An 18,507-nucleotide genomic window follows, 5' to 3' on the forward strand; every position below is an offset into this window, starting at 1 on the left:
GCGCATTTCAAGGCCCGCACAAAACCAAAGTGGGAGGGGGCTAGCTCCCGATGGCGGTGGGTCAGTCAGCACAACCGATACTGATCGACCGCCATCGGGGGCAAGCCCCCTCCCACATTTGACTGCATTCCAAGCTGAAAGCGGCGTGAACTCAGCCGCGTTCAGGCTGGAAACGCACCACAAAACCGTTGAGATTCTGCTGACGCCCCAACAAATCGCGCAGGCGGTCCGCCTCGGCACGCTCGATCAACGGCCCGATAAACACGCGGTTCTTGCCATCGGCGCTGCGGATGTAAGCGTTGTAGCCCTGACTGCGCAGTTTTTTCTGCAAGGCCTCGGCGCTTTCGCGATTGGCCAGGCTGGCCAACTGGATCGACCAACTGATCGGCAGGCCATTCGGGTCGATGCGGCTCTGACCCACGTCCGGTTTGCCCGGCGCGGCAGGCTGCGGCACGACCGGCTTGGGGGCAGGCGCTGGCGTGGCAGGCTTGGCAGCGACGGCAGGCGCCGGCTTGACCACAGGCACACTCGGCTGCACCGGCATCGAAGGGGCCGGCTGCGCGGCCAGCTCCTCATCGGCCGGCACCGGCTCTTCTTCAGGCAATGCCTGCGGCTCAGGCACCACCACCGGCTCAACCTGCACCTGAGGCACGACCGGCGCCTGGGGCGCTGCCGGGGCCTCAACGACCACCTGGCGCTGTTCGTCCTGACGGGAAAACAGCATCGGCAGGAAAATCACCGCCAAGGCCACCAGCACCAGGGCTCCGACCATCCGCTGCTTGTATGCGCTATCCAGTAATGCCATGTGCAGCTTCCTCCGTGGAGCGCCGGGCCAACCATTCGAGCGCCTCGGCAACACAATAAAATGACCCGAACAACAGAATCTCATCCTCGGGCGTGGCAACCGCACACTGCGCCTCAAGGGCCGCAGTGACACTTGCATACGACGCCACGCGCGCACCAAGGTTCTGCAAGGCCGCCTCAAGCTCGGCGGCCGGACGGCTACGCGGCGTGTCCAGGGGCGCCACGGCCCAGGCCTGGACATTCCCCAGCAACGGCGTCACTACGCCCTCCAGATCCTTGTCGGCCAGCAAGCCGAACACCGCCAGGCGGCGACCGACCGGCGCTGTACGCGACAGGCGTTGCGCGAGGTATTCGGCGGCGTGGGGGTTGTGCCCCACATCCAGCAGCAGGTTCAGGCGCTTGCCCTGCCAATCGAAGGCACGGCGATCGAGACGCCCGACGATCCGCGTCGCCAGCAATGTACGAGCAATCTGCGCAGGATTCCACGGCAGATCCAATAGCAGATAGGCTTGCAGGGCGAGCGCGGCGTTTTCCATCGGCAGGTTCAGCAGCGGCAGGTCATGCAACGCCACGAGCTGGCCGCGCGCATCACGCCCGCGCCACTGCCAATGCTCAGCACCGACGTCAAGATTGAACTCACGCCCGCGCAGGAAGAATGGGCAATCCAGCTCCCGCACCCGGTCGAGCAACGTCTGCGGCGGGTCCAGGTCACCGCACAGCGCAGGCTTGCCCTGGCGGAAGATGCCGGCCTTTTCATAGGCCACGGATTCACGGGTATCGCCCAGGTAGTCGACATGGTCGACACCGATGCTGGTGACCAGCGCCAGGTCGGCATCCACCACGTTGACCGTATCCAGGCGCCCGCCCAGGCCCACTTCAAGCACGACCACGTCCAGGCGCGCCCGTTCGAACAGCCAGAACGCCGCCAGAGTGCCCATCTCGAAGTACGTCAGGGAAATCTCACCGCGCCCGGCATCGAGCGCGGCGAAGGCTTCGCAGAGCTGCTCGTCAGTGGCTTCCACACCATTGAGTTGCACCCGCTCGTTGTAGCGCAGCAGGTGCGGCGAGCTGTACACGCCGACCTTCAGGCCTTGGGCCTGCAGCAGCGCTGCGACAAAGGCACAGGTCGAGCCCTTGCCGTTGGTCCCCGTCACCGTGATCACTCGCGGCGCCGGGCGGCCCAACCCGAGGCGGGCCGCTACCTGTTGCGAGCGCTCCAGGCCCATGTCGATGGCGGACGGATGCAACTGCTCAAGGTAGGCGAGCCATTCGCCCAGGGTACGTTGGGTCATAGGTTTGCAGGCACCGGTGGCACGACGATCGGCTCAACCTTCGGCGCGATGTAGACCGGCGTCGGCAGGCCCATCATTTGCGCGAGCAGGCTACCCAGGCGTGGACGCAACTCGCCACGGGCGATGATCATGTCGATCGCACCGTGCTCCAGCAGGAATTCGCTGCGCTGGAAGCCTTCCGGCAGTTTTTCGCGAACGGTCTGCTCGATCACACGCGGGCCGGCAAAGCCGATCAGGGCCTTGGGCTCGCCGACGATCACGTCGCCCAGCATCGCCAGGCTGGCGGAAACACCGCCGTACACCGGATCGGTCAGCACGGAGATGAACGGAATGCCCTCTTCCCGCAGACGCGCCAGCACCGCGGAGGTCTTGGCCATTTGCATCAGGGAGATCAGGGCTTCCTGCATGCGCGCACCACCGGAGGCTGCGAAGCAGATCATCGGGCAGCGGTTTTCCAGGGCGTAGTTGGCGGCGCGCACGAAACGCTCGCCGACGATGGCACCCATGGAACCGCCCATGAAGGAGAACTCAAACGCCGACACCACGACCGGCATGCCCAGCAGCTTGCCGCTGACCGAAATCAGCGCGTCTTTCTCACCGGTCTGCTTCTGTGCAGCGGTCAGGCGGTCCTTGTACTTCTTGCCGTCACGGAACTTGAGGCGGTCAACCGGCTCCAGGTCCGCGCCCAGCTCGTTACGGCCGTCGGCGTCGAGGAAAATGTCGATGCGCGCGCGAGCGCCGATACGCATGTGGTGGTTGCACTTAGGGCAAACGTCCAGGGTCTTTTCCAGCTCCGGGCGGTACAACACCGCGTCGCAGGATGGGCATTTGTGCCACAGACCTTCAGGAACCGAGCTTTTTTTCACCTCGGAACGCATGATCGAAGGGATCAGTTTGTCTACTAACCAGTTGCTCATGCTTTCTTTCTCCAGTACCGGTGGCTTGAACACAGCCCCGCGTATGCCCTTGAGCTAAATTCATATGTGGCGATGACACATGCAGGACGGGGTCAGACGTTCGACCAGCCATTTCCCGCATGTTTCCTCAGCCTTCCAGACAACCTGCCCGTGCAGGGTTGCCACTTCATTTCCGGGCCTCCCGCAGGTGGCACCGGGCTGTTTTACACAGTGGTAGTTATGGACGGCGGCAGACTGCCAGCCGTCACATCACGCCATCGCTGTTGCGCACAGCCTGCATGAATGCGCGAATCTTGCCGTGGTCCTTGATGCCCTTGCCCTGCTCTACCCCACCGCTGACATCCACGGCATACGGCCGGACCTGCTCGATCGCCGCCGCGACATTGGCGGGGGTAAGCCCGCCGGCCAGGATGATCGGTTTGCTCAACCCCTCGGGGATCAGCGACCAATCGAAGGCTTCGCCGGTGCCGCCGGGTACGCCTTCGACGTAGGTGTCCAGCAGTATCCCGCGCGCGCCGGTGTAGGCGGCGCAAGCGCCGGCGATATCATCCCCGGCCTTGACTCTCAACGCCTTGATATACGGACGCTGGTAGCTTTCGCATTCGTCAGGGCTTTCATCGCCGTGAAACTGCAACATGTCCAGTTGCACGGCATCCAGGGTTTCGTTGAGTTCGCAGCGGCTGGCATTGACGAACAAGCCCACGGTGGTCACGAACGGCGGCAGTGCGGCGATGATCGCCCGCGCCTGCAGCACATTTATCGCCCGCGGGCTCTTGGCATAAAACACGAAACCGATGGCATCCGCCCCCGCTTCGACTGCCGCCAGCGCGTCTTCTATGCGGGTAATCCCACAAATCTTGCTGCGAACGGCTGACATGTCGTGGAAACCTCAGGGGTTGAACCGAGAAAGTCCCGGATGGTAACAAAAGCTTTTCCGGGCGTCAGCCGCCAAGTTCGCTGAAACCTGTGAGGAAGTGTGGCCCGATGAAGCGCTGCGGCAGCTCGAACTCGTCGCGGTACTCCACTTCCACCAGATACAGGCCAAACGGATGCGCCGTGACGCCGCCGGTCCGCCGAATACGGCTTTCCAGTACTTCCCTGGCCCACTCCACCGGGCGCTCGCCGGTGCCGATGGTCATCAACACACCGGCAATGTTGCGCACCATATGGTGCAGGAACGCTCCGGCGCGGATATCCAGCACGATCATCTTGCCGTGACGCGTCACCCGCAAGTGATGGACTTCCTTGATCGGTGACTTGGCCTGGCACTGGCCGGCACGGAACGCGCTGAAATCGTGGACGCCAACCAGATGCTGCGCGGCTTCGGCCATGCGCTCGGCATCCAGCGGGCGGTGGTTCCAGGTGATTTCTTCGTTGAGGTGCGCCGGGCGGATCTGATCGTTGTAGATCACATAGCGGTAACGCCGGGCGATCGCCTTGAAGCGCGCATGAAAGTGCGCCGGCATGACCTTGGCCCAACTGACACTGACGTCATGGGGCAAATTGATATTAGCGCCCATCACCCACGCTTTCATCGAGCGCTCGGCCTGGGTGTCGAAGTGAACCACCTGGCCGCAGGCGTGGACGCCCGCGTCGGTACGCCCGGCGCACATCAGCGATACCGGCGAGTCGGCGACTCTGGACAGGGCCTTTTCCAGGGTTTCCTGCACCGTCAGCACGCCGGACGCCTGGCGCTGCCAGCCGCAATAGCGCGAACCTTTGTATTCCACGCCCAGGGCGATGCGGTAAAAGCCTGCAGCCGCCATTTCGGCAGCCGGGTTATCTATATTTGCCAAGAACTGAGAGCCTGATGAGTTGCGCAAAGGCGGGCATTATAAGGCGCTGCGCCCCAGACGCCATGTGTTTGGTACCGGCAATGCAAAACGGCGGCCCGAAGGCCGCCGTCTGGGTCATCCCGTGGCGATTACACCAGTCGGCCAAGCATTTCCTTGGCTTCGCCGCGCTGGGTTTCATCGCCCTCGGTCAGCACTTCGGAAAGAATATCCCGCGCGCCGTCCGTATCGCCCATGTCGATATAGGCCTGGGCCAAATCCAGCTTGGTTGCGACCTCATCGGTGCCGGAGAGGAAGTCGACCTCCGGTTCGTCACCGCCCAGCGCCGCATCTTCGGCGGTGAAGGACGGCTCGATCGGCGGGTTTTCCAGGCTCTGGGACAGACGATCGAGCTCGGCGTTGACGTCATCCAGCTCCGAGGCGAACGCATCGGGTTTGGCCGCCGGGGCGTCCGGCTCGTCAGCCAGGGACAGGTCGAAGTCTTCCGGCAGGTCGAGGTCGTCCAGGGCGGCCGGGGTCAGGGTCGGCGGTTCGACCGGCGACACGTCCTTCATCTGATCTTCAAGCCCCGAGAGGAAGTCGTCATCGGACTGGGACGCCGGCGGGTCCAGTTGCAGGTCGAGGTCAAAGTCCGACAGATCTTCCGGGCTTGGCTTGGCATCGGTCTGTTGTTGCAGCAGCGCTTCGAAGGTCTGCTGATCGGTCTTGTCCAACGCCGCAGGCGAAGCCGCTTCCAGCTCGTCCAGACTCAGATCGAAATCAGTATCGAACGGCTCCGCTTCTGCCGTCGCTTGCGGCGCGGCGGCCGGCTTGTCTTCCAGCAGATCCTTGACGTATTGAGCGTCCATCGCGGCGGCGGCCACGGCGGCACTCACTCCCGCCGCCAACACGGCCATGGCCGGGAAGCGCGACTTGAGCTGCTCGACCTGGGCATGGTTTTCACCATTGGCCACCAACTGACGCTCCTGGACGACAAAACCGTCCTTGTCGTTCTGCAGGCCGTAGACTTCCATCAGTTTCAAGCGCAGGTCGCTGCGCTTGGGTTCGTACTTGATGGCTTGTTCCAGCACATCGGCCGCCTGGTTCAAGTGACCGCGGTCGATATGGGATTGGGCCTGGACCAGCGCATCATTGGTGTTTTCCGGCGCTACGGCGCCAGCCAGTGGCGCAAGCACCGAGGCCGCGCTTGGTGCCGCTGCCGGCGCGACCACAGGTGCCGGCGCAGGCGCAGGCGCGGCGGTCAACGTCACGTTCGGTGCCGGTACTTCCAGGCCAGCGAAGCTGTCCGGTGGCAGATCAAGGTCGATGTTCGAAGCGAATTCCGGCTCTTCGGACAGGGCCCGCGCCATGCGCAGGTGCTTTTCTTCTGCGCGACGGGCATTGCGATGACGCGCCCACAGCAACAGGAGCAACAACGCCACCACGCCGGCCGCGCCGCCGATGACGCCAAGCACAATCGGGTTGGTCAGCAGTTCGTTGAATTTGTCTTCGCTGGTCGCAGGCACGGCGTCGGGCTTGATCGGCTCGGCCACCGGGGTCGCGGTGGCGGCCGGCTCAGCGGGCGCGACTGCAGCGGCCGGCGGCTCACCTGCCAACTGCGCGGGCATGACCGCAGTCGCCGGGGTTGCCGGGGCGCCTTTTTCAGCCTGCAACCTGGCCAGTTGATCGTTTTTCAGTTGGATCAGCTTTTGCAGCTTGTCCAATTGGCTCTGCAGGTCTGCGGCGCGACTTTTCAGTTCTTCGTTGTCACGGCGTGTGGTGTCGAGCTGTTCCCGGGCCATCGCCAGCTTGTCGCTCAGGGCCTGGCCATCACCCGCCTTGCCCTTCGCGCCCTTCTTGGCGGAGTCGGCCGAAACCAGACTCAAGTTGTCCTTGGCGTTGGTGCTCGCCGGCGCATTACCAGCCTGGGTGCGCTTGGTGGCGTCCAGTTGTTGCTTACCGGCCGTCTGGTGGGGCGCGGCACGGCGGCCCTGGCGCCAGGCGACGTTCTGCGCGGTCACTTCGGCAATGGCCTTGGGCTGCGGTAACGCCGTGCTTTGTACGGTATCCGGCAGGCGCAGCACATGGCCGGTTTTCAGACGGTTGATGTTGCCGCCGATAAAAGCGTCAGGGTTGAGTGCCTGGATCGCCAGCATGGTCTGCTGCACAGAAGCGCCATTACGGTGCTTCTCGGCGATTTCCCACAGCGTGTCACGGGCCGTGGTGGTGTGCTGGGCCGGCACGCTCAACGCGGGCGCGCTCAAACGCGGCGTGGCTGCGCTGTTGGTCGGCGTCGACTGGTCGAACTTGGCCGGGTCGAGCAGCACGCTGTAGTCACGCATCAAGCGGCCATTGGGCCATTGCACTTGCAGCAGGAACCGCACGTAGGCATCAGGCAGCGGCTTGCTGGACGTGACACGCACCACACTGCGCCCGGCCGGGTTGATCACCGGGGTGAACGTCAGGTCATTGAGGAACGCCTGGCGATCGACGCCGGCATCGACAAACGCCTGGGACGACGCCAGGCTCGGGGTGATCTCGGAGGCCGTGAGGCCGCCGACGTCGAGCAATTCGATTTCCACCGACAACGGCTGGTTCAACTTCGACTTGAGGGTCATCTCCCCCAGCTGCAGCGCCTGCGCCATACCGGAGGACAGCGCCGAGGCGGCCGCTATTGCTAACACCAGTTTGCGAACTTGAACCATAGCCTCATCCTTTGTTTGAACACTCCCCGGCCTGCGAGAAGGTTGGTAACCGTTGCCATAAGGCACGGCGAGCCGATAGGTCACCGACACGCAACTGTTCCTGCTTGGGGCCAAGCATAGCGCCTGGTTAGAATCAATCTACAAATTGCCGCCAAGTATCTTTTACACAAGGCCTTTTATCAACAACTGCGCCAGCTGCACCGCATTCAGCGCGGCGCCTTTACGCACGTTATCTGACGTCAACCACAGATTTAGTTCCGCCGGATCGTCCACCCCCGCACGCACTCGTCCGACGTAGACTACATCCTGGCCGACGGCATCACCCACGGCTGTCGGGTAATCCCCCTCCTCCACCCGCTCGATACCCGCTGCGGCGTCGAGCGCACGGTTGACGGCGGCAAGGTCGACCGGCGAACCCAATTGCAATGACACAGTCAAGCTATCGCCAAAAAACACCGGGGCTTGAACGCAAGTCGCAGAAATCTTTAGTAAAGGAGTTTCCAGCACAGCGCGCAGTTCGTGTACGAGACGTTTCTCCAGCGCTGTATGACCTTGGGCATCCGGCGTGCCGACTTGTGCCAACAGGTTGAATGCCATCTGCCGATCAAAGAACTTGGGCTCCAGCGGGCGCACATTCAGCAACTCGGCGGTTTGGCGCGCCAGCTCGCTGACCGCTTCACGGCCCTGGGCAGACACCGCCAGATTGGCGGTAACGCTGACACGCTGGATATCCAGAATCCCACGCAGCGGCGCCAGCACCACCGCGAGGTTGGTCGCGGACGGGCTCGGGCTGCCGAGCTGGAACGGCTTTTTCAAGCCCTCCAGCACATGGGCATTGGCTTCCGGCACCACCTGAGGCGCTTGCGCGGCCGGCAATGCGCCCGACAAATCGATCACCGAACAGCCGGCCGCCGTGGCGCGTGGGGCGAAGCTCAGGGTCACCGCCGGGCCGGCGGCGAAAAACGCCAGTTGCGCCTTGCTGAAGTCAAACTCATCGACTTCCCGCACGCGCACGTTCTTGCCACGGAACGGCACCGACGCGCCCGCGGAGTTGCTGCCCGCCAGCAGGTACAAGGTGCCTACCGGGAAAGCCAGCTCTTCGAGGATCTGCACCAGGGTTTCACCGACGGTGCCGGTGGCGCCGATCACGGCGATATCAAAGGTCTGGGTCATGGGAGCTGCCTCGGGCATTGCGGGGGGAGCGGCACTTTACCGGGTGGTGGGGGGTGAGGCAATTGGGCTGGGCCTTGCGGTGCGACGATTCGACTTGCTCCCGATGCCTTCCTGAAAGCCAACAAAAAACCCGCGCCTGTCACCAGTCGCGGGTTTTTCTTAGTGCCTCAAGCGATCAACGCTCCAGCAGAATCCGCAGCATGCGCCGCAGCGGTTCGGCCGCGCCCCACAGCAACTGGTCGCCGACGGTGAACGCGCCCAGGTACTGGGTGCCCATGTTCAGCTTGCGCAGACGCCCCACCGGAACATTCAGGGTGCCGGTAACCTTGGTCGGGCTCAGCTCCTGCATGCTGATTTCGCGGCTGTTCGGCACCAGCTTGACCCAAGGGTTGTGCTGGCTGATCAGCCCTTCGATATCGGCGATCGGTACGTCTTTGTTCAGCTTGATGGTCAGCGCCTGGCTGTGGCAGCGCATGGCGCCGATACGCACGCAGATGCCGTCCACCGGGATCGGGCTCTTGAAGCGACCGAGGATCTTGTTGGTCTCGGCCTGGGCCTTCCACTCTTCACGGCTCTGCCCGTTCGGCAGTTCCTTGTCGATCCACGGGATCAGGCTACCGGCCAACGGCACGCCGAAGTTCTCGGTCGGGTAAGCGTCGCTGCGCATGGCTTCGGCCACACGGCGGTCGATGTCGAGGATCGCGCTGGCCGGGTCGGCCAGTTGATCGGCGACCGCCGCGTGGGTCGCGCCCATCTGCTTGATCAGTTCGCGCATGTTCTGCGCGCCGGCGCCGGACGCCGCCTGATAAGTCATGGCGCTCATCCACTCGACCAGGCCGGCTTCGAACAAGCCGCCCAGGCCCATCAGCATCAGGCTGACGGTGCAGTTGCCGCCGATATAGTTCTTGGTGCCAGCGTCGAGTTGCTGGTCGATGACCTTGCGGTTGACCGGGTCGAGCACGATCACCGCATCGTCCTGCATGCGCAGGCTGGACGCGGCATCGATCCAGTAACCCTGCCAGCCGGCTTCGCGCAGCTTGGGGAACACTTCGCTGGTGTAGTCGCCGCCCTGGCAGGTCAGAATCACATCGAGGGTTTTCAGCTCTTCAATGCTGTAGGCGTCCTTGAGCGGCGCAATATCCTTGCCCACGGACGGCCCTTGGCCACCCACGTTCGAAGTGGTGAAAAACACCGGCTCAATAAGATCGAAATCCTGCTCTTCCAGCATCCGCTGCATGAGCACGGAACCGACCATACCGCGCCAACCGATCAGACCTACACGTTTCATCGCAACTACACCTTGTTAAAAAGTGGGCCGACTTGCAGCAACAACTGCAAGCGGGCCCGAGAGATTACAGATTCCGCAACGCGGCGACTACTGCGTCGCCCATTTCTTGCGTACCGACTTTGGTGCAACCCTGCGACCAGATGTCTCCGGTGCGCAAGCCCTGGTCCAACACCAGGCTCACGGCCTTCTCGATGGCATCCGCCGCGTCGCCCAGGTTGAAGCTGTAACGCAGCATCATCGACACCGACAAAATGGTCGCCAGCGGGTTGGCGATGCCAAGGCCTGCGATGTCTGGCGCCGAACCGTGGCACGGCTCGTACATGCCCTTGTTGTTAGTGTCCAGGGACGCCGACGGCAGCATGCCGATGGAGCCGGTGAGCATCGACGCCTGGTCGGACAGGATGTCGCCGAACAGGTTGTCAGTGACGATCACGTCGAACTGCTTCGGCGCGCGCACCAGTTGCATGGCGGCGTTGTCGACGTACATGTGGCTGAGTTCGACGTCCGGGTAGTCCTTGGCGACTTCTTCGACGATTTCGCGCCACAGCTGGCTGGAGGCCAGGACGTTGGCCTTATCGACCGAGCAGATCTTCTTGCTACGCACGCGGGCCATGTCGAAACCGACCCGGGCGATACGGCGGATTTCGCTCTCGCTGTACGGCAGGGTGTCGTAGGCCTGGCGCTCGCCATTCGGCAGTTCGCGCACACCGCGCGGCGAGCCGAAGTAGATACCGCCGGTCAGCTCGCGCACGATCAGGATATCCAGGCCCGCCACCACTTCCGGCTTGAGGCTCGACGCGTCGGCCAGTTGCGGGTAGAGGATTGCCGGGCGCAGGTTGCCGAACAGGCCCAGTTGCGCGCGGATCTTCAGCAGGCCGCGCTCAGGGCGGATGTCACGCTCGATCTTGTCCCATTTCGGGCCACCCACGGCGCCGAGCAACACGGCGTCGGCCGCACGGGCGCGGTCCAGGGTCTCGTCGGCCAGGGGCACGCCGTGCTTGTCGATGGCCGCGCCGCCGATCACGTCGTGGCTCAATTCGAAGCCCAGGTTGTACTTGGTGTTGGCCAGTTCCAGGACTTTGACCGCTTCGGCCATGATTTCCGGACCAATACCGTCGCCTGGGAGAATCAGAATCTGCTTGCTCATGCGTTCCTCATTTCATCATGCGACCCGCCCTGGGGCAGGTCGGGAAAAATACTCAGCGTTCGGCCCAAACCACCAGCACGTCGGTGCTGAAGGTGCCGTCGGCTTGAATTTCGTAATAATCGCGGACTTCCTGGCCCATTGCCTGTTGCAGCTCAAGAATCGCCGCACGCAAAGGCGCTGGTGTACGCATGCGCTCGACCCACGAGGTGTATTCCAGGCGCAGGCGCTGGCGGCTGCTGTTGCGCACATGCAGACCGGCTTCGCTGAGCTGGCGCATCCATTCGGCGGCGGAGTAATCGCGCACGTGACTGGTGTCGCGCAGCACTTCGACGGTTTGCAGGTAAGTGTCCAACAGCGGGCTGCCCGGTGACAAGACATCGACAAACGCCGCCACGCCACCCGGCTTGAGCACCCGGCGCACTTCGCGCAGGGCCAGGCCGAGGTCGCTCCAATGGTGCGCCGAATAGCGGCTGAACACGAAGTCGAATTCGCCATCGGCGAACGGCAAGCGCTCAGCAGCGCCGTGGACCGTGCGGATATTGCCCAGGCCACGGTCTGCGGCAGCGGCGGCGACCACGTCGAGCATCTGCTGGGACAGGTCGTAGGCCACCACTTCTTTTACCAGCGGCGCCACATGGAAACTGACATGACCGGCGCCGCAGCCCAGATCCAGCAGTCGCGCAGCGCCGTGCCCGGCCAGTTCGGCCTGGAGCAGCGCAAATTCAGTACCTTGGGCGTGTACGGCACTGCTCAGGTAGGCCGAGGCCTGTTCACCGAATTGTTTTTGCACGACTTGGGTGTGGGCGGCTTTGGTCATGGTGAGTTTCCTGGGTTTTGTGTGGTTAACACTGACCCCATCGGGGGCAAGCCCCCTCCCACATGTTGATGTGTGAACACGTTCAAATGTGGGAGGGAGCTTGCTCCCGATGGCGGCGGTCCTGCCTACATCACATCAAGCGTCGCGAAACAACCAAGGCTGGCTGGCCCGGTGCTTGGTTTCAAACGCGGCAATCGCATCGCCGTCCTGCAAGGTCAGGCCGATGTCGTCCAGGCCGTTGAGCAGGCAGTGCTTGCGGAAGGCATCCACTTCAAAGTGGTACACCTTGCCGTCCGGACGGGTCACGGTCTGCGCGGCGAGGTCGACGGTCAGTTCGTAGCCGGGGTTGGCTTCCACTTGCTTGAACAGCTCATCCACTTCGGCATCGCTCAAGATGATCGGCAGCAAGCCGTTCTTGAAGCTGTTGTTGAAGAAGATGTCGGCGTAGCTCGGCGCGATGATGCTGCGAAAGCCATATTCTTCCAGGGCCCACGGCGCGTGTTCGCGGCTGGAGCCGCAGCCGAAGTTTTCCCGCGCCAGCAGCACGCTGGCGCCCTGGTAACGTTCGGCGTTGAGCACGAAGTCCTTGTTCAGCGGGCGCTTGGAGTTGTCCTGGTAGGCGTAGCCCACGTCCAGGTAGCGCCACTCGTCGAACAGGTTGGGGCCGAAACCGGTGCGCTTGATCGACTTCAAGAACTGCTTGGGGATGATCTGGTCAGTGTCCACGTTGGCACGGTCCAACGGCGCGACAAGACCAGTGTGTTGGGTAAAAGCTCTCATCGGGTATTCCTCAGATCAATTCGCGAACGTCGATGAAACGACCGTTGACGGCAGCGGCGGCGGCCATGGCCGGGCTCACCAGGTGAGTACGCCCACCGGCGCCCTGACGCCCTTCGAAGTTACGGTTAGAGGTCGACGCGCAATGCTCGCCGGACTCCAAGCGGTCCGGGTTCATCGCCAGGCACATGGAGCAGCCCGGTTCACGCCATTCAAAACCGGCTTCGAGGAAGATCTTGTCCAGGCCTTCCGCTTCGGCCTGGGCCTTCACCAGGCCCGAACCCGGCACCACGATGGCCTGCTTGATGGTCGAGGCGACTTTGCGGCCCTTGGCGATCACTGCCGCGGCGCGCAGGTCTTCGATCCGCGAGTTGGTGCAGGAACCGATGAACACGCGATCCAACTGAATGTCGGTGATCGCCTGGTTGGCTTTCAAGCCCATGTACTTCAAGGCGCGCTCGATGGAACCGCGCTTGACCAGGTCGGCTTCCTTGGCCGGGTCCGGCACGTTCTGGTCGACGGCCAAGACCATTTCCGGCGAGGTGCCCCAGCTGACTTGCGGCTTGATCTGGCTGGCGTCCAGTTCCACCACGGTGTCGAACACGGCATCGGCGTCGGAGACCAGGTCTTTCCAGGCCTCAACGGCGGCATCCCAGTCGGCGCCTTTGGGGGCGAACGGACGGCCTTTGACGTACTCGACGGTTTTTTCGTCCGCCGCCACCATGCCCACGCGGGCACCGGCTTCGATGGACATGTTGCAGATGGTCATGCGGCCTTCGATGGACAGGTCGCGAATGGCGCTGCCGGCGAATTCGATGGCATGGCCGTTACCGCCGGCGGTGCCGATCTTGCCGATCACGGCGAGCACGATGTCCTTGGCGGTCACACCGAAAGGCAATTGGCCTTCGACGCGCACCAGCATGTTCTTCATTTTCTTGGCGACCAGGCACTGGGTGGCGAACACATGTTCCACCTCCGAGGTGCCGATGCCATGGGCCAGGGCGCCGAACGCGCCGTGGGTGGAGGTGTGGGAGTCGCCGCAGACCACGGTCATGCCGGGCAAGGTCGCGCCCTGCTCCGGGCCGATCACGTGGACGATGCCTTGGCGCACGTCATTCATCTTGAATTCGGTGATGCCGTATTCGTCGCAGTAGTCGTCGAGGGTCTGCACCTGCAAACGCGACACGGTGTCGACAATGGCGTCGATCCCGCCCTTGCGCTCCGGGGTGGTCGGCACGTTGTGATCCGGGGTGGCGATGATCGAGTCGACGCGCCAAGGCTTGCGCCCGGCCAGCCGCAGGCCTTCGAACGCTTGGGGCGAGGTCACTTCATGGATGATGTGACGGTCGATATAGATCAGCGACGAGCCATCGTCGCGCCGTTTCACTTCATGGGAATCCCAAAGCTTGTCGTAAAGCGTTTTGCCGGCCATCAGTCGGTCCTCATCAGCGGTCTTTCTATGCCCCGGGTCTTGAGACATTCAATAACCCTTTGGCTTGTGAGGCTGATGGTATGGCGCTACATTAAATAACTCAAATTCATATTTTTTATGCTTTGGATTACCAACTGGAATACCACAATGGACCTGGCCAACCTCAATGCTTTTATTGCCATCGCCGAGACCGGCAGCTTCTCCGGCGCCGGTGAGCGCCTGCACCTGACCCAACCGGCCATCAGCAAACGCATTGCCGGCCTCGAGCAGCAACTGAAAGTGCGCCTGTTCGATCGCCTGGGCCGTGAAGTCGGCTTGACCGAAGCCGGGCGCGCCCTGCTGCCGCGCGCCTATCAGATTCTCAACGTCCTGGACGACACCCGGCGCGCCCTCACCAACCTCACCGGTGAAGTCAGCGGGCGCCTCACATTGGCCACCAGCCACCACATCGGCCTGCATCGCCTGCCGCCGATCCTGCGCACCTTTACCCGGCAATACCCCAATGTGGCGCTGGATATTCAGTTTCTCGACTCGGAAGTGGCCTACGAAGAGATCCTGCATGGCCGCGCTGAAGTGGCGGTGATCACCCTGGCGCCCGAGCCGCACAACCTGGTGCGCGCCACCCCGGTGTGGGACGACCCGTTGGATTTCGTGGTGGCGCCGGAGCACAGCCTGACCCGCAACGGCTCGGTCACCCTGGCGGACATCGCCGGGCACCCGGCGGTTTTCCCCGGCGGCAACACCTTTACCCATCACATTGTCAGCCGTCTGTTCGAGGCCCAGGGCCTCACGCCGAACATCGCGATGAGCACGAACTATCTGGAAACCATCAAAATGATGGTGTCCATCGGCTTGGCGTGGAGCGTATTACCGCGCACCATGCTCGACGATCAGGTGACAAGTATCGCTTTGCCGGGCATACAACTCAGTCGCCAGCTAGGCTATATCGTGCATACCGAAAGGACACTGTCGAACGCTGCGCGGGCTTTTATGAGCCTCTTGGATGCACAGGTCGAGCTGCCAGGGACACCGGCATGAAGCTGTGCGGCCTCAAGGCCTGAATAAAACCGCGCCGAACGCCCATCGAGCCAAGGCTTTTTGATAATGCGCAATCCCGTCGACCCTATGCCACCCCTACCCCGCATTTACGCCCTCGACCCTGAAGAGGCGGAACAAAGCTGGGACAGCGCCCCGCAACTGCTGGCAGCGCTTAACGCTGCACGGCTGGGTGCATGGTGCTGGGAAATCGATACCGGGCGTATCAGTTGGTCGCGGGGCACCCAGGCGCTGTTCGGCTTCGACCCGCGCCAACCGTTGCCCAAGGATCTGGAGTACCTGGACCTGCTCGCGCCGCAAGACCGCGCCCGGGTGATACGCGCGTTTCACGCGGTGCTGGCCGGCGAGCCGTTCGAGCAGGCCATGCACCACCACATCCAGTGGCCGGATGGCAGCCAGCACTGGCTGGAAATCAACGGCAGCCTGGCGCCGGACAAAACCGGCCGGCGCCGCATGATCGGCGTGATCCGCGAGACCACCCGCCAGCGCGAACGGGAACACGCCCTCAGCCACTCCGAAAAGCGCTTCGCCACGCTGTTTCACTTGTGCCCGAACATGGTCCTGCTCACCCGCCAGTCCGACGGCTTGATCAGCGAAGCCAACCAGTACTTCCAGATCCTCTTCGGCTGGCCGGTCGCCGACGCCATCGGTCGCACCACCCTGGACCTCGGCCTGTGGCTCCACCCTGAACAGCGTGCGCAGTTGGTCAGGGCCACCCAGCGCAAGGGCGAACCCATCACCATGGAAGTGCAATTCTGTGCCAGCAACGGGCAGATCCACGATGGCACGCTCTGCGCGCAGAAGGTCGAGCTGGACGGCGAGGCCTACCTGATCAGCACCTTTCTCGACACCACCGAGCGCAAAAACGCCGAGCAAGCCTTGAAAGACAGCCAGGAGCGCCTGGACCTGGCCCTGGACTCCGCGCAATTGGGCACCTGGGACTGGCACATTCCCACCGGCATGCTCTACGGCTCGGCCCGCGCCGCCCAACTGCACGGCCTGCCGGCGGAAGCGTTCCATGAATCGTTCGAGGCGTTTTTCGAGGGCATGCCCAAGGAAGAGCGCGAGAATATGCGCAACGCCTATCGCACCCTGCGCGAAGGCCCGGCCGGCAACTATCAGCTGACTTACCGTGTACAACTGGAAGACGGCAGCCCGCGCTACCTGGAAAGCCGCGCACGCCTGTACCGCGACGAAAAAGGCGCGCCACTGCGCATGGCCGGCACCCTGCTGGACATCACCGACCAGGTCGAGCGCGAACAACGCCTGAGCGCCTCCGAAGAAAAATTCGCCAGCCTGTTCCAGGCCAGCCCCGACCCGATCTGCGTCACCCGCCTGGACAACGGCGAGTTCATCGAGATCAACCCCGCGTTCACCCAGACCTTTGGCTGGACGGCCGCCGAAGTGATCAACATGAGCGCCGAACAGATCGGCTTGTGGGACGAGTCGAGCCAGCGCCTGCAACGCATCGAACAGGTGATTCGCGACCAAGCGCTGAACAACGTGGCCATCATCGCGCACCACAAAAGCGGCCAGGCCCTGACCTGCGTGATTTCCAGCCGGATGATCAAGGTCGGCGACCAGCCGTGCATCGTCACCACCCTGCGCGACATTACCCAGCAGCAACGCTCCGAGGCCGCGCTGAAGGCCAGCGAAGAAAAATTCGCCAAGGCCTTCCATTCCAGCCCCGACGCGATTTCCATCACCGAACACGACACCGGCCGCTATGTGGAGGTGAACGACGGGTTCTGCCGCTTGACCGGTTTTCGTGCCGAAGATGTCATCGGCCTGACGCTGTACCAGGTCGGCATCTGGGCCGATGAAAACCAGCGCGCGGTGCTGCTGGCCGAACTGCAACTCAAAGGCCGTATCCGCCATTTGGAAATGCTCTGGCACAACAAGCGCGGCGATGTGCTGGCGGTGGAGGTTTCTGTCGAGCCGATCACCCTCAACGAAACCCCTTGCCTGTTGCTGACCGCGCGGGATGTGAGCCTGTTGAAAAACGCCCAGGCGCAGATCCGCCACCTGGCCTACCACGACCCGCTGACTAACCTGCCCAACCGCGCACTGCTGATGGACCGCCTGAGCCAGCAGATCGCCCTGCTCAAGCGCCATAACCTGCGCGGTGCATTGCTGTTTCTCGACCTCGACCACTTCAAGCACATCAATGATTCCCTCGGCCACCCGGTGGGCGACACCGTGCTGAAAATCGTCACCGCGCGCCTCGAAGCCAGCGTGCGTATGGAAGATACCGTGGCGCGCCTGGGCGGCGATGAGTTCGTGGTGCTGCTCAGCGGCCTGGATGGCACGCGCACCGAAGTCAGCGCCCAGGTTCAGGAACTGGCCGACACCCTGCGTGAATTGCTCTCCGAACCGATGTTCCTCGACGGCCAACGCCTGCAAGTCACGCCGAGCATCGGTGTGGCGCTGATCCCCGATCATGGCTCGACCCCGGCCGACCTGCTCAAACGTGCCGACATCGCGCTGTACCGCGCCAAGGATTCGGGGCGCAACGCCACGCAGATGTTCCACAACAGCATGCAGAAAACCGCCAGCGAACGCCTGCGCATGGAAACCGACCTGCGCCTGGCCCTGTCACGCGGCGAATTCAGCGTGCATTACCAACCCCAGGTGGACGCGCGCGGCAATAAGATCGTCGGCGCCGAGGCCCTGGTGCGCTGGCAGCATCCGCAACTGGGCGCGCAAGCGCCGTCCGAATTCATCAAGGTGCTGGAAGACAGCGGCCTGATCCTCGAAGTCGGCACCTGGATACTCGATGAAGCGTGCGCCGCCTTCGAGCAGTTGATCAAAGAAGGCAAGGTGGACCCGCTGAATTTCAGCCTGTGCGTGAACATCAGCCCCCGGCAGTTCCGCCAGAACGACTTTGTCGAACGGGTCGAGCACAGCCTCAAGCGGCATTCACTGCCTTACTGCCTGCTGAAACTGGAAATCACTGAGGGCATCGTGATCCAGAACCTGGATGACACCATCAGCAAAATGCGTCGCCTGAAAAAGCTCGGTGTGAGTTTTGCGATGGACGACTTCGGCACCGGTTACTCATCGCTCACCTACCTCAAGCGCTTGCCGGTGGATGCGCTGAAGATCGACCAGTCATTCGTGCGCGATGCCACCCACGACCCCAACGACGCCGAAATCATCCGCGCCATTGTGGCCATGGCGCGCAGCTTGAACCTGGAAGTGATCGCCGAAGGCGTCGAAACCCCGGAGCAACTGGCGTTCCTGCAAAAGCTGGGCTGCCACTTGTTCCAGGGCTATTTGCACAGCCGGCCCTTACCGATAGAAGGGTTCAGGCTCTTGCTGGATTGA

At 62.9% G+C, this 18,507-nt stretch carries 14 protein-coding genes; 2 read left to right on the forward strand and 12 right to left on the reverse strand.

Annotation, left to right across the window (positions count from 1 at the left end):
* Nucleotides 1–151: 151 nt before the first annotated feature.
* The 12 genes from LQ249_RS21420 to leuC form a co-directional block, all read right to left on the reverse strand.
* A complete protein-coding gene (locus LQ249_RS21420; protein ID WP_169864893.1) occupies nt 152–805 on the reverse strand; it encodes an SPOR domain-containing protein in 654 nt (217 codons plus the stop codon).
* Nucleotides 789–2,096 carry a bifunctional tetrahydrofolate synthase/dihydrofolate synthase gene (folC, locus tag LQ249_RS21425; RefSeq protein WP_046382641.1) on the reverse strand — a complete coding sequence of 436 codons (1,308 nt, stop codon included), beginning with the start codon at nt 2,094–2,096 and terminating at the stop codon, nt 789–791. The genes LQ249_RS21420 and folC overlap by 17 nt, the downstream gene beginning before the upstream one ends.
* The gene (gene accD, locus LQ249_RS21430; RefSeq protein ID WP_046382640.1) at nt 2,093–3,013 is read right to left on the reverse strand and encodes an acetyl-CoA carboxylase, carboxyltransferase subunit beta; all 921 of its coding nucleotides are present in this window, start codon (nt 3,011–3,013) and stop codon (nt 2,093–2,095) included. Before accD ends, folC begins: the two co-directional genes overlap by 4 nt.
* 244 nt (nt 3,014–3,257) lie before the next feature.
* Nucleotides 3,258–3,890 (reverse strand): phosphoribosylanthranilate isomerase, encoded by a 633-nt coding sequence (locus tag LQ249_RS21435; RefSeq protein ID WP_232565893.1) that lies wholly within the window; start codon nt 3,888–3,890, stop codon nt 3,258–3,260.
* Between the two features lie 64 nt (nt 3,891–3,954).
* Complete coding sequence (truA, locus tag LQ249_RS21440) at nt 3,955–4,779, reverse strand: tRNA pseudouridine(38-40) synthase TruA (RefSeq protein ID WP_046382638.1); 825 nt, start codon at nt 4,777–4,779, stop codon at nt 3,955–3,957.
* A gap of 158 nt (nt 4,780–4,937) precedes the next feature.
* Complete coding sequence (locus LQ249_RS21445) at nt 4,938–7,490, reverse strand: FimV/HubP family polar landmark protein (protein WP_057005684.1); 2,553 nt, start codon at nt 7,488–7,490, stop codon at nt 4,938–4,940.
* A gap of 162 nt (nt 7,491–7,652) precedes the next feature.
* Nucleotides 7,653–8,663: an aspartate-semialdehyde dehydrogenase gene (locus LQ249_RS21450; protein WP_017847699.1), complete on the reverse strand. Its 1,011-nt coding sequence runs from the start codon at nt 8,661–8,663 to the stop codon at nt 7,653–7,655.
* Between the two features lie 175 nt (nt 8,664–8,838).
* Nucleotides 8,839–9,951: an aspartate-semialdehyde dehydrogenase gene (gene asd, locus LQ249_RS21455; protein WP_017847701.1), complete on the reverse strand. Its 1,113-nt coding sequence runs from the start codon at nt 9,949–9,951 to the stop codon at nt 8,839–8,841.
* A gap of 64 nt (nt 9,952–10,015) precedes the next feature.
* Nucleotides 10,016–11,098 (reverse strand): 3-isopropylmalate dehydrogenase, encoded by a 1,083-nt coding sequence (leuB, locus tag LQ249_RS21460; protein ID WP_017847702.1) that lies wholly within the window; start codon nt 11,096–11,098, stop codon nt 10,016–10,018.
* A 52-nt stretch (nt 11,099–11,150) separates the two neighbouring features.
* Nucleotides 11,151–11,915, reverse strand: coding sequence for a class I SAM-dependent methyltransferase (locus LQ249_RS21465; RefSeq protein WP_046382636.1), 765 nt, complete (start codon nt 11,913–11,915; stop codon nt 11,151–11,153).
* Between the two features lie 135 nt (nt 11,916–12,050).
* On the reverse strand, nt 12,051–12,695 hold the full coding sequence (gene leuD, locus LQ249_RS21470; protein ID WP_046382635.1) for a 3-isopropylmalate dehydratase small subunit: 645 nt from the start codon (nt 12,693–12,695) through the stop codon (nt 12,051–12,053).
* Between the two features lie 10 nt (nt 12,696–12,705).
* Nucleotides 12,706–14,124, reverse strand: a complete 1,419-nt coding sequence (gene leuC, locus LQ249_RS21475) for a 3-isopropylmalate dehydratase large subunit (protein ID WP_046382634.1) — start codon at nt 14,122–14,124, stop codon at nt 12,706–12,708.
* Between the two features lie 147 nt (nt 14,125–14,271).
* Between leuC and LQ249_RS21480 the strand changes: the two genes are divergently transcribed.
* Together LQ249_RS21480 and LQ249_RS21485 are read left to right on the forward strand one after the other, a co-directional pair.
* Nucleotides 14,272–15,162, forward strand: a complete 891-nt coding sequence (locus LQ249_RS21480) for a LysR family transcriptional regulator (protein ID WP_017847706.1) — start codon at nt 14,272–14,274, stop codon at nt 15,160–15,162.
* Between the two features lie 66 nt (nt 15,163–15,228).
* Nucleotides 15,229–18,507 carry an EAL domain-containing protein gene (locus LQ249_RS21485; RefSeq protein ID WP_046382633.1) on the forward strand — a complete coding sequence of 1,093 codons (3,279 nt, stop codon included), beginning with the start codon at nt 15,229–15,231 and terminating at the stop codon, nt 18,505–18,507.

The organism is Pseudomonas sp. 7-41 (assembly GCF_021233075.1).
GTDB classification, from domain to species: Bacteria; Pseudomonadota; Gammaproteobacteria; order Pseudomonadales; family Pseudomonadaceae; genus Aquipseudomonas; species Aquipseudomonas veronii.

Bases quoted from the DNA above. Each gene is read 5' to 3' on its own strand.
- LQ249_RS21420 (WP_169864893.1), bottom strand. From the start codon at position 805: ATGGCATTACTGGATAGCGCATACAAGCAGCGGATGGTCGGAGCCCTG.
- folC (WP_046382641.1), bottom strand. From the start codon at position 2,096: ATGACCCAACGTACCCTGGGCGAATGGCTCGCCTACCTTGAGCAGTTG.
- accD (WP_046382640.1), bottom strand. From the start codon at position 3,013: ATGAGCAACTGGTTAGTAGACAAACTGATCCCTTCGATCATGCGTTCC.
- LQ249_RS21435 (WP_232565893.1), bottom strand. From the start codon at position 3,890: ATGTCAGCCGTTCGCAGCAAGATTTGTGGGATTACCCGCATAGAAGAC.
- truA (WP_046382638.1), bottom strand. From the start codon at position 4,779: ATGGCGGCTGCAGGCTTTTACCGCATCGCCCTGGGCGTGGAATACAAA.
- LQ249_RS21445 (WP_057005684.1), bottom strand. From the start codon at position 7,490: ATGGTTCAAGTTCGCAAACTGGTGTTAGCAATAGCGGCCGCCTCGGCG.
- LQ249_RS21450 (WP_017847699.1), bottom strand. From the start codon at position 8,663: ATGACCCAGACCTTTGATATCGCCGTGATCGGCGCCACCGGCACCGTC.
- asd (WP_017847701.1), bottom strand. From the start codon at position 9,951: ATGAAACGTGTAGGTCTGATCGGTTGGCGCGGTATGGTCGGTTCCGTG.
- leuB (WP_017847702.1), bottom strand. From the start codon at position 11,098: ATGAGCAAGCAGATTCTGATTCTCCCAGGCGACGGTATTGGTCCGGAA.
- LQ249_RS21465 (WP_046382636.1), bottom strand. From the start codon at position 11,915: ATGACCAAAGCCGCCCACACCCAAGTCGTGCAAAAACAATTCGGTGAA.
- leuD (WP_046382635.1), bottom strand. From the start codon at position 12,695: ATGAGAGCTTTTACCCAACACACTGGTCTTGTCGCGCCGTTGGACCGT.
- leuC (WP_046382634.1), bottom strand. From the start codon at position 14,124: ATGGCCGGCAAAACGCTTTACGACAAGCTTTGGGATTCCCATGAAGTG.
- LQ249_RS21480 (WP_017847706.1), top strand. From the start codon at position 14,272: ATGGACCTGGCCAACCTCAATGCTTTTATTGCCATCGCCGAGACCGGC.
- LQ249_RS21485 (WP_046382633.1), top strand. From the start codon at position 15,229: ATGCGCAATCCCGTCGACCCTATGCCACCCCTACCCCGCATTTACGCC.